General features: G+C 52.5%; 15 protein-coding genes. 5 read left to right on the forward strand and 10 right to left on the reverse strand.

What is annotated here, in order from left to right:
• Nucleotides 1-56 precede the first annotated feature (56 nt).
• A complete protein-coding gene (locus KI379_RS25440; protein WP_212985318.1) occupies nt 57-1352 on the forward strand; it encodes an amidohydrolase family protein in 1296 nt (431 codons plus the stop codon).
• Between the two features lie 92 nt (nt 1353-1444).
• Here the strand turns inward: KI379_RS25440 and KI379_RS25445 are convergent, their stop codons facing one another.
• From KI379_RS25445 to KI379_RS25470, 6 genes are all read right to left on the reverse strand, one after another.
• Complete coding sequence (locus tag KI379_RS25445) at nt 1445-2869, reverse strand: hypothetical protein (RefSeq protein ID WP_212985319.1); 1425 nt, start codon at nt 2867-2869, stop codon at nt 1445-1447.
• A 120-nt stretch (nt 2870-2989) separates the two neighbouring features.
• A complete protein-coding gene (locus KI379_RS25450; protein ID WP_089548788.1) occupies nt 2990-4159 on the reverse strand; it encodes an MFS transporter in 1170 nt (389 codons plus the stop codon).
• A gap of 229 nt (nt 4160-4388) precedes the next feature.
• The gene (locus KI379_RS25455; RefSeq protein ID WP_076173865.1) at nt 4389-4667 is read right to left on the reverse strand and encodes an ArsR/SmtB family transcription factor; all 279 of its coding nucleotides are present in this window, start codon (nt 4665-4667) and stop codon (nt 4389-4391) included.
• A gap of 272 nt (nt 4668-4939) precedes the next feature.
• Nucleotides 4940-5482 carry a DinB family protein gene (locus KI379_RS25460; protein ID WP_212985320.1) on the reverse strand — a complete coding sequence of 181 codons (543 nt, stop codon included), beginning with the start codon at nt 5480-5482 and terminating at the stop codon, nt 4940-4942.
• Nucleotides 5483-5548: 66 nt separating this feature from the next.
• On the reverse strand, nt 5549-6496 hold the full coding sequence (locus KI379_RS25465) for a helix-turn-helix transcriptional regulator (protein ID WP_212985321.1): 948 nt from the start codon (nt 6494-6496) through the stop codon (nt 5549-5551).
• Between the two features lie 43 nt (nt 6497-6539).
• Nucleotides 6540-7154 carry a TetR/AcrR family transcriptional regulator gene (locus KI379_RS25470; protein ID WP_212985322.1) on the reverse strand — a complete coding sequence of 205 codons (615 nt, stop codon included), beginning with the start codon at nt 7152-7154 and terminating at the stop codon, nt 6540-6542.
• Between the two features lie 127 nt (nt 7155-7281).
• Between KI379_RS25470 and KI379_RS25475 the strand changes: the two genes are divergently transcribed.
• On the forward strand, nt 7282-8487 hold the full coding sequence (locus tag KI379_RS25475; RefSeq protein WP_373309616.1) for an MFS transporter: 1206 nt from the start codon (nt 7282-7284) through the stop codon (nt 8485-8487).
• A 40-nt stretch (nt 8488-8527) separates the two neighbouring features.
• On the forward strand, nt 8528-9487 hold the full coding sequence (locus tag KI379_RS25480; protein ID WP_212985323.1) for an aldo/keto reductase: 960 nt from the start codon (nt 8528-8530) through the stop codon (nt 9485-9487).
• Nucleotides 9488-9593: 106 nt separating this feature from the next.
• On the opposite strand, the gene KI379_RS25485 is transcribed toward KI379_RS25480, so the two are convergent.
• Nucleotides 9594-10250, reverse strand: a complete 657-nt coding sequence (locus KI379_RS25485) for an SDR family NAD(P)-dependent oxidoreductase (RefSeq protein WP_076173870.1) — start codon at nt 10248-10250, stop codon at nt 9594-9596.
• 223 nt (nt 10251-10473) lie between these two features.
• On the opposite strand from KI379_RS25485, the gene KI379_RS25490 reads away from it, so the two are divergent.
• On the forward strand, nt 10474-11334 hold the full coding sequence (locus KI379_RS25490; RefSeq protein WP_244879435.1) for a helix-turn-helix transcriptional regulator: 861 nt from the start codon (nt 10474-10476) through the stop codon (nt 11332-11334).
• A gap of 148 nt (nt 11335-11482) precedes the next feature.
• Nucleotides 11483-12355 (forward strand): SDR family oxidoreductase, encoded by an 873-nt coding sequence (locus KI379_RS25495; RefSeq protein ID WP_212985324.1) that lies wholly within the window; start codon nt 11483-11485, stop codon nt 12353-12355.
• Between the two features lie 52 nt (nt 12356-12407).
• Here KI379_RS25495 and KI379_RS25500 read toward each other — a convergent pair whose 3' ends face one another.
• From KI379_RS25500 to KI379_RS25510, 3 genes are all read right to left on the reverse strand, one after another.
• Nucleotides 12408-12812 carry a pentapeptide repeat-containing protein gene (locus KI379_RS25500; RefSeq protein ID WP_212985325.1) on the reverse strand — a complete coding sequence of 135 codons (405 nt, stop codon included), beginning with the start codon at nt 12810-12812 and terminating at the stop codon, nt 12408-12410.
• A gap of 93 nt (nt 12813-12905) precedes the next feature.
• Nucleotides 12906-13841 (reverse strand): sigma-70 family RNA polymerase sigma factor, encoded by a 936-nt coding sequence (locus tag KI379_RS25505; protein ID WP_212985326.1) that lies wholly within the window; start codon nt 13839-13841, stop codon nt 12906-12908.
• A gap of 80 nt (nt 13842-13921) precedes the next feature.
• Nucleotides 13922-14590, reverse strand: a complete 669-nt coding sequence (locus tag KI379_RS25510) for an FMN-dependent NADH-azoreductase (RefSeq protein ID WP_212985327.1) — start codon at nt 14588-14590, stop codon at nt 13922-13924.
• Between the last annotated feature and the right edge of the window lie 142 nt (nt 14591-14732).

The following is a 14732-nucleotide window of genomic DNA, read 5'->3' on the forward strand; positions in this document are numbered from 1 at the left end:
ACTAATTGTTATACTTCGAACTGTCATCAAGCACACATCCAAGGAGGAATAACGAAATGAAGAATACGCTGGACAAGGTTACGGCCATTATAAATGCACAGATTTTCGACGGGGAACAAGTGATTGAGGCAAGAAATGTGCTCATTCAAGGGGAGACCATCATTGCCGTGGGCACTGACGTTCCGGAGGATGCAGTCATCGTGGATGCAAACCATACGACATTATTGCCGGGCTTGATTGATGCCCATGTTCACACTTCCATTAGAGGATTACGGGATGCTGTAAAATTCGGTGTGACGACCGAACTCGAAATGAACGGAGACTTTAACGAAAGAGGACGGGCGATTCAGCTGAAAAATGTGGAAGGCGCCGCCGATGTCCGTTCCGCCGGAACCGCGATCACCGCTCCGGGCGGTCATCCGGATGAATTGCTGCCCGATGGAGACGAGATCCCCGAGTTCGTGTTAAAGGAATTGGAGAAGTTATCGAAGGAAGACCGGGAAGCGATGCTGGCGGCATACGCCCACGATCACGAAGAAGTGCCCCAGGTGACGACGGTGGAAGAAGCGATCAAACACGTGCATACCCAGGTGGAGAATGGCGCGGACTATATTAAAATCATGATTGAAGAAGGCACGGTCATGGGCGCCCCCGGCCTGCCTGTCCTGAGCGACGAAATTCTTAAAGCTGCCGTGGAAGAGGCCCACAAGTTTGATAAAATCGTCATCGCCCACGTCCTGACGGCTCGCTCTTCGCAGACCGCCATCGCTCTCGGAGTGGACGGATTGGGCCACCTGTTTATCGACAGACCTGAACTCACGCCCGATTTGGTCCAAGCTATTGCCGATTCTGGCGCGTTCGTGACGCCATGCCTCGTATTGAACTCGTCCATCCTTGGAAATCCGGCATCCGATTTGGCCAATGATCCGCGGGTGCATTCCAAATTAAGCCCGGAATGGATCGATATTCTGAACTCCAGCTTCAATACGTTCCCGCAAGGCGATATGGAGAACAGCTTTAAGAACGTGATGGATCTTCATCGGGCCGGCGTCGACATTCTGGTTGGAACGGATGTCTCCCCTGTTCCCGTTCCAAATCTCGGCGGCCTTGCGCATGGTGCCAGCGTCCATCATGAAATGCAGCTGCTCGTTCAAGCCGGGTTCACTCCGATCGAAGCGCTCCAGTCCGCCACCTCGAAACCGGCCCGCCGCTTCGGGCTTCACGATCGCGGACGGATTGCCGCAGGTTCGCTCGCAGACCTTATTCTGGTGAATGGCGACCCGACAAGTCATATCTCGGATACCTTGTCGATCGAATCCGTGTGGCTCAGAGGCGTGCAGCAACAAAGTTAACCTGAAGGAGCATTCGATACCGGAAGCTTGTTATGCGCCGCGCTGCCCCGTAGAAAAAAGGCTTCCCCTTATTGGGAGAAGCCTTTTTGGACTTACAACACTAAAAACTGCGTCCCAAAGCCCTTGCCGGAAACATAGGCTTTTTCCAGTTCTTCTGGATCGCCGTTGTCTAATATAACCACATTTTCGGGATACAGCTTACCAAGCAATGCCCACCGGACAAGCTCGTTTCCATCGGTTGGAATGAAGTGGATTCCGTCTGTATTTGTCACCAATCCGGAAAGCGCAAGGATGTCTGCTGCCGAATGCAGGCTGACAGAGGTACGCTTCACAATAGCGGCATCGGCGTTGTCGTTTCCTTCGGGCCGGTACATAAAGCGATGCCCTCTAAAGAGCTGACCGAGATCCACCGAAAATTCACGTCCGTCCACTTCCAAGCTCAATCGCAGGGTCGTTCGATCAGAAGCCGTAATCGGCAGTAAACGCGCTACGTTCGGACCAGCGATCTTCCCTAAAGAGACAGGAAGCGTATCTTTATCCCCTGGCGTACCGCTTCCCGCATCGGTGCGCGGTGCCGCATAATAATCGTCATATTCGTAATCGAACGAGATCGCAGCCATATCCTGCGTTTCTTCTGCCTGTATCGTTCGTACCGGATGCCATTTCAGCAGGTACCGCGGCGCCGTCCCGGCCGGCTCTCCCAGCCCGGCAGGCAATACGGTGCCCAGTTGATATTGGAATCCGTAACCGGCTGCGGACAGACCCGAGCTGACCACACTTTGCGCATACTGGACAATCGATTTGTGTGTCAACTTTTTCCCAAGCAGCTGAGTTAAAAAGACCTCCCGGGCTGGTTCCAGAAAACGGAGCCCTTTAAACTCCTTATGTTCCTTCACTTCAAACGGAACCTGCTCCCAATTGGCAAACGGAAGCAAGGCATCCCGCAGCAAAACCATTTGGTGCAGGTATTCATTATAGATCTGCATGATTCTTGGGCCCCCAAAGGGTCCCCAAACCTGTGCAACAGCGTCAGGGATCAGGGCATGACCGTAGCAGTGGCTTCTAAATTCCAGCTGGCCAAGCGTTTCCGGCCCATAACTCGCGAGCGTCCTCTTCTCCGCATTCATTTCCCGCGCCCAGCTTACCAGCTGCTCGCCGATGCGTACCGCCTGGGCTGTCAGTTCGACGCCGGCTTTATCTTCTAAACCCAGGGGACCAAGCGGCAGAGATGACACGCGTCCGGAAATCGCCAAGTTGGCCTGAAGGCTGTCCAGCAGGACCGCCGGATCGCCGTTTACCGGTTCGCCAAGCTGGACCAGCATCGCCTCAAGCAGGGGATCGAGCGCCCTGACGACCTCTTTTGCCCGATATATACCGGCAGGCAAGTTCCAATCCAAGGCGCTGCCCGCCCCTTGCCGGATCGAGTCATTCGGAGATTTTCCAATTCGCGGCTCTACATCGATTTCCTTTCCCCATACGATACGGTTATCATTCAAATTAAGTTGATAATCAGACATATTTTCCACCTCATTTTAAAGTTTTGTGGTTGCTTACGACAGCAAATTGTTCTGTTCAAATGATCCCTCAAGGCATTTTTCAAGTCCAGGCATCCCCCCTTTCACGGTGAGTTCCAGAGGTTAATTGCTCAGTACCGATTCTTTTCTGCTTTTGAGCGAAAAAGAGTACAGCGCAGTGATCACGCTAAGCAGAATGCTTACTGCTCCTACCCATCCCAGCTGCATTAGGGACGTCTGATTGGCCACCCATCCGCCTACCCCGGCGCCTACCGCCATTCCAAGCTGCAGCATGGAACTGTTCAGTCCCAGCGCAAGACCCGAAGTCTTCGGGGAAAGGGAGATGAGGTAATACTGCTGAGCGGGAGTCGTCATCCAAGCCGCTCCGAACCAGACCGCCAGAATGATCAGCGCGCTCACCATCGTGGCTGCGGCAAGCGGAAGTACGGCCAGTGCGGCTGCATGAAGAAGCAGGCTGATGAGCAGCGTTTTGCCAATTCCCCACTTATCCGCGCCGTACCCGCCAAGGCGTGATCCCATGACAGCGAACAGGCCGCATACGAAGAGCGCCGTGCTGATCATCGTCGTATTCATGCCCACGGCTGTCTCAAGAAAAGGTGCAATGTATGTAAACATCAACTGATACCCGGCAATCCAGAAAAAAGTAATCATCAAGCCGCTGACCATTCGGCGATCCTTCAGCGCAAGCAGCTGGTCCCGAATCGAAGTCGGCTTCTGTTCTTGTACCTTCGGCATCCACACGGCGATTCCGATCATGGCAAGCACACTCAATGCCGCAATGAGCATAAACACCGGCCGCCATCCCCAATATTCGCCGATGATGGTTCCGAGCGGAGTGCCTGCAACCAAGGCAGTACTAAATCCCATATAAATGATGCCGATGGCATTCCCTTGCTTTTGGGGCTCCACCAGGCTGGAGCCGACCATGAGGGCCACCACCGTAAAAACGCCTTGACTGGCTGCCAGAATCATTCTGGAAATCATCAGGACGGTAAAATTCGGACTAAAGAAGGCGACCAAATTACCAATGACAAACAAAGTAAAGGTCAGCAGCAGCAGCCTTTTTCTCTTCATTTTGCCGGTAAGCGATACAAGGATCGGGGTTCCGATCGCAAATACAACGGCATACAGCGTAACTAATTGCCCGGCTGTGCCTACGGATACGTTCAAATCATTCGAGATCATCCCCAAAATCCCCATGACGACCATTTCAGCCGTCCCCATGACAAAGGCGCCGAAAGCAAGCAGATAAACGAGTCCCATTTTATTCATTGATTCCTCTCCTTTTAGGTTATTACCATGAATATCTTGATGTTTTTATACTTATCGAAATATTGATCATAAAAATACATACATGTTAAACCACATCCTTCTTGTGTTCTTATAGATTTAAAACTATCAATATATTGGTCAAAAAAGAAACTGCCGCTAATGACAGCACACTCATTTGGATCTTATCTTAATATATTTAAATTTATCGAAATATGGGACCGAAAAAAAATTAATCTGGCTGAAGCACGACATGACGATCTAATGTATCCTGATTGACCCGATAAAAGTGATAAGTCCCTTCCTTGCGCGCCAGCCTCAACACCCCGCACTCCACCAGCTGTTTCAGATGATGCGACAGAGTGGAACCTTTATAATTCAGCTGCTCCTCAATCTGGCTGCAGCTTAATTCATCATGCTTGCATAAGAGCTTGACGATATTTAACCGGGTCGGCTCTCCGAGTGCTTTGTATATTTTTACAGCTTCCTGATGTGACTGCTCCTTGTTCATGGGGTTGCCCTCCTTCCATAGGTTTATAATTCTATATTTATCGATATACTAAGCGATGAAATTTCCTTTGTCAACAGCGATCTAGAATAAATATGATTCCTTCTGAACCAAATCCCTTTCCCTAGAGCAAATGCCCCGCTGGCTGTGGTGTTTTTAAATGGAGCGACCGTTAAGTAAAAAAACAGCCGCAGCCAGGGAAGATGACAAGCCCTGGACTGCGGCTGTATTTTCTGCTTTTTGGGCCTCAGAATACAGGCGGCAACGCTAACGGGCTAAACCAGGCTTAACTCGCCTTTCAACCGCTCCAGCTGCATAAAATGGTGCCGGTAATGCATCTCAACCAGCAAAAACCATTCCGCGGCGGTTAAAGGACCAAAACGCGGATGCGGGATCTTAGATTGCTCAGACGCTCCGGCCAGAGCGGGCTCCGTCCGCTTCATCCGTTCCACTACACTCCGGAGCCCTTCGATAATCTGCTCCTTGCTCTCCGGCTGCTGCGGAGTGTACTGCGGTGATGCCGGGACCCGGACGCGGACCGGCGGAAAGCTACCCAGCTCGTATACCTTCCTGCCAATCTCCGTCTTGTCCTCCGCGGTGGCGAGTGCCGGCCCGTTGCCGGCCAGACAGCTATCGACATGCTGCAGATGCATGAACTGCGCCGTTTGAATCAAATGGATATACATCTGCCCAATCGACCATTCTTCCTCGTTCGTTTTTATCAGCAACTGCTCCATATCAAAGTTCTCCAGTTCAATCAAATACCGTTCTACCGACGTCTCCAAATCCTGCAACGCGTTCGCTGTGCTTTTCAACATGGGAACAACTCCTCTTTATTTATGGATTTTCTCCCATTATAAAAAACCGCTCCTGACAACAGCGTGTCAGTAGCGGTTTAATATGTTTTCGGCCTCGGTCTGAATTTGGCGGCGGAAGGATTCCGGCTCCAGCACGACAACCGCCCCGCCCCAACCGAGGATATAGGGGAGCAGCTCCTCCGGCTGACGCACGCGAAAGGTGACCCGCAGTCCGTCCTCCCGTTCTTCCATTTCCTCCATATAAAAATGCGTGGTCTCGGCGATTTTGTCGGCGATATCCGGATTCGCCCGAACCACCACCCGTAAGTTGCGGTCATCGGGCGGCTGGTAACGCTTCAAATCGAATCCGGCCGGCATGGCAAAGCCCTCCTCGAGCACAGCAAGCTCCGTCATCCGCGACAATCGGAAATGGCGGATATCCTGCCGCAGGTCGCAGTGCGCGACCAATGTCCAATTCCCCTGAACGAGCGTCAGTCCGTATGGAGCCGCCTCCCTTATATTCATCCGGCTCCCGTCCGTTTCCGGGTATTTTTTTAAATACGCAAACCTGATTTTGCGGCGCTCCAGAATCGCACGCCGAATTTGTCCGAGATAGTCCTTTTCCTTCCGGCTGGTTACCGGCTCGCCGGCTTGGAGAAGGCGCATCGTTTCCCGCACTCGCATCGACTCAGCGCGTACCGGCTCCGGCAGAACCGCTTCAATTTTGCGTTTGGCCGCCTCCGCCACCGGGCTGTAGTCCGCATCCAACCTTTGCTCGATAAAGTCCGCGCCCATCAGCAGGGCCACGGCCTCTTCCGCCGTGAAGCTGACCGGAGGCAGGAAATAACCCTCCATCAGGGAATAGCCCTGCCCGGGAGCCCCGGCGATCGGAACCCCCGCTTCGCTTAGTGCCTGAATATCGCGGTAGATCGTCCGGACGCTCGTCTCGAACCGGGCCGCCAAATCCTCTGCTCTGACCAGCTTGTTTCGCTGCAGCTCCAGCGTAATGGCGAGCTGCCGTTCCGTTTTGTTCATGTTCTCTCCCCCGCTGCTATCATCAGACGATTTGTATTCCTTGTCATCCGTTTTTTCGAGACAGGGCATCCCAGATGCTCATCAACTGAGTGATAGCTGCATCAATTTGTTCGAACGAGATACCGTCTCGCGCCTGCGTCGATATGCCAAGGAGAAAGGTGTTGAACAAAGACACCAGCATGGGAACATCGACCGTGTCGGGCAGCTCACCATTCGCAACTGCCCGTTCAATGCAGTCCTTAATCCCGTCCCGGTTTTTTTCCCGCTCCTTGGCCAGCATTTCTTGGATATGCTGGTTCTCGGGCGAACAGCTTATACCGGATAACACCACCAAACAGCCCAGGGGATGAGAGCCTTCGGTCTGCATTCGCGCCGAGCGGCGCAGCCCTTGTTCGATGGCGGCTTTCGGTGCCAAACGTTGATCATGAAAGCTCTCCATCACCCGGCCGTAAGTTGCTTTATACCGTTCCACCGTCTCGCGAAACAGCGCCTCTTTCGATTCAAACGCCGCATAAAAGCTAGCAGCGGATATATGCCCCATCGCCGCGCGCAATTGGGCCAGCGAAGTGGATTCAAAGCCGTGCTCCCAGAACAGAAACATCGCGGCAAGTACGGCCTCGTCCCGATTAAACGCACGGGGGCGTCCTGTCCGTGGCATACGATTACCCCCTTCATGAATTTTATACTAATCGATCCATAAGTTCTTGACAAGTCAGCCGGGCTGAACTTAGTATATGGAATGATTGATCCAGAAATTAGGTTACCATTCGAAGGAGGTCACTCACTTGTCCCATATATCATCTTCCACGAAAGTGGTCCAGCCGGTATCCGTCCCAGCCAGGCTTCCCTGGCTGGCGCTGCTGGCGCTTGCCATGACCGGTTTTATCTGTATTCTCACGGAAACCATTCCGGCCGGGCTGCTGCCGCACATCGTGGAAGGGCTGAATATTTCCAAAGGAATGGCGGGTCAGCTCGTCACCCTGTATGCCATCGGCTCGCTTGTGGCAGCCATTCCGTTTGCCATGTTTACCGCCGGGATGAGGCGGCGTCCGCTGCTGCTCGCCATTATTGCCGGATTTTTGGTATTCAACACCATTACCGCTATTTCGAGCAGTTATGCCCTTACGCTTGCAGCCCGTTTTTTTGCCGGTGTGGCCGCCGGTGCGGCGTGGGGCATGATCGCCGGGTACGCGCGGCGAATGGTACCGGATGCTTTAAAAGGCCGCGCCTTGGCAGTCGCCATGGTAGGAACGCCGATTGCTCTTACCTTCGGCGTACCGGCTGGAACCTTGCTCGGCGACCTGATCGGCTGGCGGGCCGTATTTGGGCTTATGTCCCTTCTGACCCTTGTTCTCATGGTTTGGGTGCTGTGGAAGGTGCCGGATTATCCCGGGCAGCCCGCAGACGAGCGCATGACGATGGGTCAAGTGTTTGTATTGCCCGGCATCCGTCCCATTCTTATGGTGGTACTCACCTGGATGTTGGCCCATAATATCCTATATACGTATATTGCGCCGTTTCTCGAGCGTTCCGGGCTGGGCAGCCGCGTTGATCTGGTCCTTCTGGTCTTTGGTCTCGCGGCGATTGTGTCGATCTGGATTGTCGGTTTGCTCATCGACCGCAAGCTGCGCCTGTTGACGCTGCTCAGTCTGCTCGGTTTTGCGCTGGTTTCGGCCGCATTATGGGTGGGCGGCACATCGGTACCGGTCGTCTATGCCGCCGTCGCATTGTGGGGACTTACTTTCGGCGGAGCAGCTACGCTGCTGCAAACCGCTCAAGCGAATGCAAGCGGCGAAGAAGGCGTGGACATCGTGATGCCCATCAATACGACCGTATGGAATCTGGCCATCGCTGGCGGGGGCATCGTCGGCGGAGCCTTGCTGGAGCTCATCGGCGTCCAGTCGTTTCCGGCCGTGCTGCTGATTCTGCTGCTGATCGCTTGGATCATCGCATGGAGCGCGAAGCGGCATGGCTTTCCCGGAAAAAGATAATCGTCTTTGTCCTATCCCATTGTTAAAGGAGAAATAAACGATGAAAACTTTTCAATTAAAAAACATAACGATCCCGGCTGTAGCCCTCGGTACCTGGTCCTGGGGGAACGGCGCCAACGGAGGAGATGCGGTTTTCGGGAATGACCTGACTGCCGAGGATCTGAGGCCCGTATTTGATGCGGCGATGAATGCCGGATTAAATCTATGGGACACGGCCGCAGTTTACGGCATGGGCGCTTCGGAGACGATTCTGGGCCAGTTCATTCGGGGGAGAGATGACGTCCTGATCTCAACAAAATTCACGCCCCGCGGCGAGCAGACGGACGAGGCTGTTGAAGAATTTCTCGCCGGGAGTCTGCAGCGGCTTGAAAGGGATCATGCCGACGTGTATTGGATCCACAATCCGAAAGACGTCCAGCGGTGGACCTCTAAGCTGATCCCGTTGATGAAGAGCGGAAAAGTTAAATACGCCGGGGTCTCCAATCATAATTTGGAGGAAATCAAGCTCGCCGCGGACATTTTGGCTCAAGAGGGGCTTCAGCTCTCAGCCGTTCAAAACCATTACAGTCTGCTCTACCGTTCCTCGGAAGAAGCCGGCATTATTGAATACTGCAATGCCAATGATTTGATCTTCTTCTCCTATATGGTGCTGGAGCAAGGGGCGCTGACCGGGAAATATGATACAAAACATCCTTTTAAAGCAGGGACCCGCCGAGGAGACGCCTTTGATGAGAAGGTACTTGCCAAGCTGGAAGATCTGATCGGGGTCATGAGAGAAATCAGCCTCCGTCACCATGTTGAACCTGCTGAAATCGCCATTGCCTGGGCGATCGCCAAAGGAACGGTGCCGATTATCGGCGTGACGAAACCGTCCCATATCGCCAGCGCCGTGTCGGCTATGGACGTCCAATTATCGGATGTTGAAATCGAAGAACTGGAACGGTCCGCCAAGTCAACCGGCGTGGAAATTCGGGGTGCATGGGAAAAGAGCATGATATAAGCTCGTCTATACTTACCACTATTGAGGTAAAATAAAGGACAGCTGCGAGCGCTTTGCAGCTGTCCTTTTTATGAAACGATCCTTGCCCATGAATAAGCGCCTATGATTATTCCTTAAATAAATATTCCTTCCGGTCTCTATTGGTATACAATTCCCAATATACATCGGCGATCCGGTCCGGATCGTAAAAAGTCCCTCGCTGAACATGATCGGCGATTAGAACCTGGCCTACATAAATTCCATGGGGCCCCAGCGTCTCGGCCAGGGAAAGCGCAAGTGAGCGGACCGCGGCTTTGCCAATGGATAAAGAAGCATACAATGGATTCGGGTTCAATGCAATACCGCCCCCTGTGAAAAAGAGCGTCCCCTGTTTCCGTTCGACCATGTCCGGAATGACTTGCTGCGCGCTGGTCAACGCGCCGACCGTATTTACTTTCAAATCATCGATCAGCTGCTGTTCCGTTAACGATAACGCATCTCCTGGCGCAATGTGCGCCGCATTATATACCAGAACATCGGTGATTCCATATAAGTTTTCAATCTGTGTAAAGGCTGCTTTGATGGAATCCGGATCTGAAGCATCTGCAGTTATTCCATACGATTCGATATGCACCTGACGAAGATCCTCCAAGCTGCGCTGCAGTGAAGTCTCGGTTCTTGATAGCAGAACCACCCGGAAGCCATTGCTCCCGAATTTGCGGGCTATACCCGCGCTTACGCCCGAACCGGCCCCTACAATGACCAATAGAGGTTTATGACTCATCCTTACCACACCTTCTTTCAGATATTGGCTTCATTCGTGATCTTTATTTCTATATTTCTAATAATATAAATATAAAGATTTTTCGTCAAACCCTTTAATTCCATTTTTTTCAATGCAGTTAAACCGTTCAGAAGCGGAAGATGGAAATCAACAGGTTGAAAGGATTACAATGTTCTAAATGGCTGTTGTCGGCCTACTTGGAAACGCAAGGATGGTGGCGTACATGAAAATGAAAACAACTCGTTCTTCTTCTCCATTGGGCGATTTCATCAAATCGCGCAGGGAACGGCTGCAGCCTTCTGAAGCGGGGATCCAGCCGCTGCCTGGAAGAAGGCGTACCCCAGGGCTTCGGCGGGAAGAGGTCTCGTATCTTGCCAATATGAGCGTGACTTACTACACCTGGCTGGAGCAAGGCAGAGAAGCTAATCCTTCGCCGGAAGTGCTGTTAAATATCAGCCATGCGCTGCAGCTCGACGAAGACGAGCAGAAGCATCTGTTCGATTTGGCCCATGTGGACCCGGCAAGCGCCGGCGCCGTTCCGAACAGCGAGGAGCCGGATTCCGGCGTGCTGCAGCAAATCGTCGATCAACTGTGGTACCCTTCGTTCATCACGGATGCGGGCACGGATGTGATCGCCTGGAACCGCGCCGCAGAACTGATCATCGCCGACTTCGGCCGTATGCCGGAGAATGAAAGATATATGCTGAACATTATATTTTTCAAAGAGGATTACCGTAAACGGCTTGTGAACTGGGAAAATTTCGCCCGCTACTCGGCGGCGGTGCTGCGAGCAAGCTATGACCGAAGCCAAGACAACCCGTTGTATATGGAACGTTTCGAACGCTTGAGACGGGAAAGTGAGGAATTCGAGTACTACTGGAACCTCTACGAAATCAAGCAAAAGCGTGTAACCACCGCTTTGTTCCGCCTTCCGGATGGTCAGGAAATGGAGTTTATGCTCCATTCGGCGGCCGTCATTGACGGCGACCCGGACCTTCACTGGTGTTTCTTCGTACCGGTACCCGGTTCAGGCACGGAGGAGAGGTTAATGTCTATGCTGGAACAAGACCAGCTGCCTCAATAGAGCAGAACCTATCTCGCCTGGATTGCAGGTGGACATTGGCTTATGATCGTAGACTGTTACTCCCGTTAATAGTATAAACATGCTGTGGCTAGGGCCCTTCCGCTGCTCGTATGATACAGAGGAATACAGCGATTGGAGGGCATTTAGCATGCAAACATGGTTTATTACAGGAGCGTCAGGAGGCTTGGCTTCGCGCATCACCCGCCGGTTGCTTGAAAGAGGCGACCGTGTAGCCGTAACGGTGCGCAAGCCGGGTGTGCTGGACGATCTGAAAGCTCAATATGGTTCCCGATTATGGCAGGCTCATTTGGATCTGACGAACCCGCAGCAAATTGTTGAGGTGATCGAACGGGCATGGGAGGAACTCGGCACGATTGATGTGCTTGTCAATAACGCAGCCTATGGATTATACGGTGCAGTGGAAGAAGCAAGCGACGGGCAGATCGAGCATCTGTTCATGACCAACGTCCTCGGATCACTGCGCGCGGCTCGTGCCTTCCTGCCTTTTTTCCGCAAACAGGGCAGCGGGCACATCGTGCAGATATCGAGCATGGCGGGGCATTATTCCACCCCGGGAATGGGGCTGTATTGTTCTTCCAAATGGGCGGTCGAGGGCGCCTTTGAAGCGCTGGCCAAGGAAGCCGCGCCGTTCAATATTAAGACGACTATCGTGGAGCCGGGCGGAATCCGTACAAATTTTATTACGAGCAATGCGGTATTCGGAGAACGGATGGACGTATATCGGGACAAGGAGGTAGGCCAATTCGTCAGCCTGATGAAAGGGGAACTGCCGGGCATCGATATGAACATGTTCAATCAAATGGTTGTCGGCGATCCGGATAAAATGGCGCAGCAGATCATCCGCCGCGTCGATCAGGGAGACGGTCCGATCCGGATGGCACTGGGCAGCGATGCCTATGAGCAAATCCGGGAAGCTCTGCTGGACAGATTGGCCGCGCTTGACGCGCAGAAAGAACTCGCTTATTCCACGGATGCGGATGATGTGGTACGGCAGGCATAACCATGAAAGCCACCCCAGGGTCTGGGGTGGCTTTCGTTGTTTTATCTGTATCCTACTCTCTCTGTTCCGCAGGAACATACTTTTGGATTAATTCTTCGATGTTGATCCCATTGATGACCAATCCCGATATGTCGCAGTTTTGAAAATTGGCGTTCGTAAAATTACAGTCGGTGATCCGCCCGTTCTGGAAGCTGCAGTCTGAAAAACGGACGCCCTCCTTGTTGTGTTCTGCATCAGGCTGGCTTGGATCTCCGTAGCCGATGGATTGAAAATGTGCGCCGCCCCATTGAGCACCGTCAATGGCAAGTTCGCTCAAATTCGCATCGGAAATATGCATTCCCGTCAAATTCACATCGTTCATGCTCATCCCGCTGCCATTGCAGCATTGAATTTCCGTTTCACTGAGGTCGCAGCAATTGAAGCTTGAATGGCTTAAATTTTGTTGTTCAAATTTCAAAATGCATACCTCTTTCCCATCTGGAATTTTTAACCATATGGGATATTCTACATGTTGTTTCCGAAACCCTTTTTATATCTGCCAAAAAAGCCGTTACGGGGTCACATGCTGCAGTTTATCCGGATTCGTGACCATAAACATACGGACAGGCCGCGAGTCGCTGTCAAACTGGAAGGACAACACCGCAAAGAGCTCGTCGCCACGGTTCAACCGCAGGCCGGGCTGCCCGTTGACGTCGATCAGCAGCTGATTCTCCGGCTTGATATTTCCCGGGGCAATCCCTTGAAGGAAGGCCAGGATACGATGGCTGCCGATGATCGGGAAGATCGCCGAGCGAACCTTGCCGCCGCCATCCGTGTACAATCGGGCATCATCCGCAAGCATGCCGACAAATTCCCTGAAATCGCCGGAATTCGCCGCTGCCATAAAAGCGCGGGATAGTATTTCCGCATGCTTGGCCTGGTCGGAAGTGACGCGAGTACTTTCTACAGGCACTGCAATCGGCGGCTCGGCGGCCGCTCTCTCCTCCCGCCCCGGAACCGGCGCGGTGCTGACCTTCTGCTTCGCCCGGCTGTAAAGCTTTCGGCAGTTCGCATCGCTTTTGTCCAGCAGCTCGGCGATATCCCGGTAATCGTAATCGAGCGTTTCCCGGAGAATGAAGACGGCTCTCTCCACCGGCGACAGCTGTTCCAGAAGGACGAGCAGCGCGTAGGAGACCGATTCGGCTTGGATCGCTGCCGTTTCGGGAGTCTGACCTGCATCAGCCGTCTCAGGTTCCGGCAGCCAAGGGCCGGTATATACTTCGCGTGTTTTACGGGCCGACTTCAGCATATTGATGCTCCGGTTGGTCACCATTTTAAGCAAATAGGCCTTCATGTTTAAAATATGATCGGTCTGTATCGTTTCCAGCTCAGCAAAAATATCCTGCACAATATCCTCGGCGTCCGTGAGCGACCCCAGCATTCGGTAGGCGATGCTGCTCAGCAGCGGCTTATACTCTACATATAAACTGGATGTATCTGTTGTCATCTATCCATCTCCGTCCCCGCTCTTTTCCGCTTATTGTAACATAGCCTACGTGAATCCGGGGCTGACGCCCTTACGATGAATTACTTGCTCCCTGCCTGATTGGACACTTGCATTCCCTGATGTGCCAAAGAAGCCGCCGCAGATTCGGCTTCTTGAAATGCCTTAGCCAGCACCTCATCCCTCTTCAAGGAATGATTGCCCTGTGCCCGGATGATTTGATAGTCGACGCCTATAAAGTTAAACATCGATTTCAAATAACGATGGGAGTACTCGACTTCCGTGTACCAGTCCTGGTTCGTATAAATCCCGTCGCTTGCCTGAATGACGACAACGTTCCGGCCGTCGGTCAGCAGGCCGATCGATCCCTTGTCCGTATAGGCGAAGGTCTCTTTGGCGATCAGGATGTTATCCATATAATCTTTGAGCTTCGAAGGAATATTAAAGTTATGCAGCGGCATGGCGATGACGTACCTCTTGGCGCTCTTGAACTGCCGAAGGATATCCGACATCCGTGAAGTGAGCCGCTGCTCTTCTTCCGTTAAGCGCTCATTTTTTTGCATTTTTTCCTGTGCGCTGAAAAATAATCGATCAATGCAGGGCACATCTTCCGAATACAGATCAATTTGTTCGATAGGCCCCTCCGGATTCAGGTTTCGATAAGCTTCTAAAAAGTGCCGGAGCACGGTCAAGCTTACGGATGAAGCGTCCTCCACTTTCGGATGCGCATTAATGACAAGCAGCTTTTCCATAAATTCTATCTCTCCCTCCTGGTTTCAACACTATTGAAGACAATCCACAATTTGATTTTGTGACAAGATGGAGAAATTATTCAAAAAAAAGCAGCCGGTCACAAAACCGGCTGTCTTCGCACTTTCAATATAGAGTTCATGA

The sequence above is a fragment of the Paenibacillus cineris genome (assembly GCF_018333335.1).
Lineage (GTDB): Bacteria > Bacillota > Bacilli > Paenibacillales > Paenibacillaceae > Paenibacillus_AQ > Paenibacillus_AQ favisporus.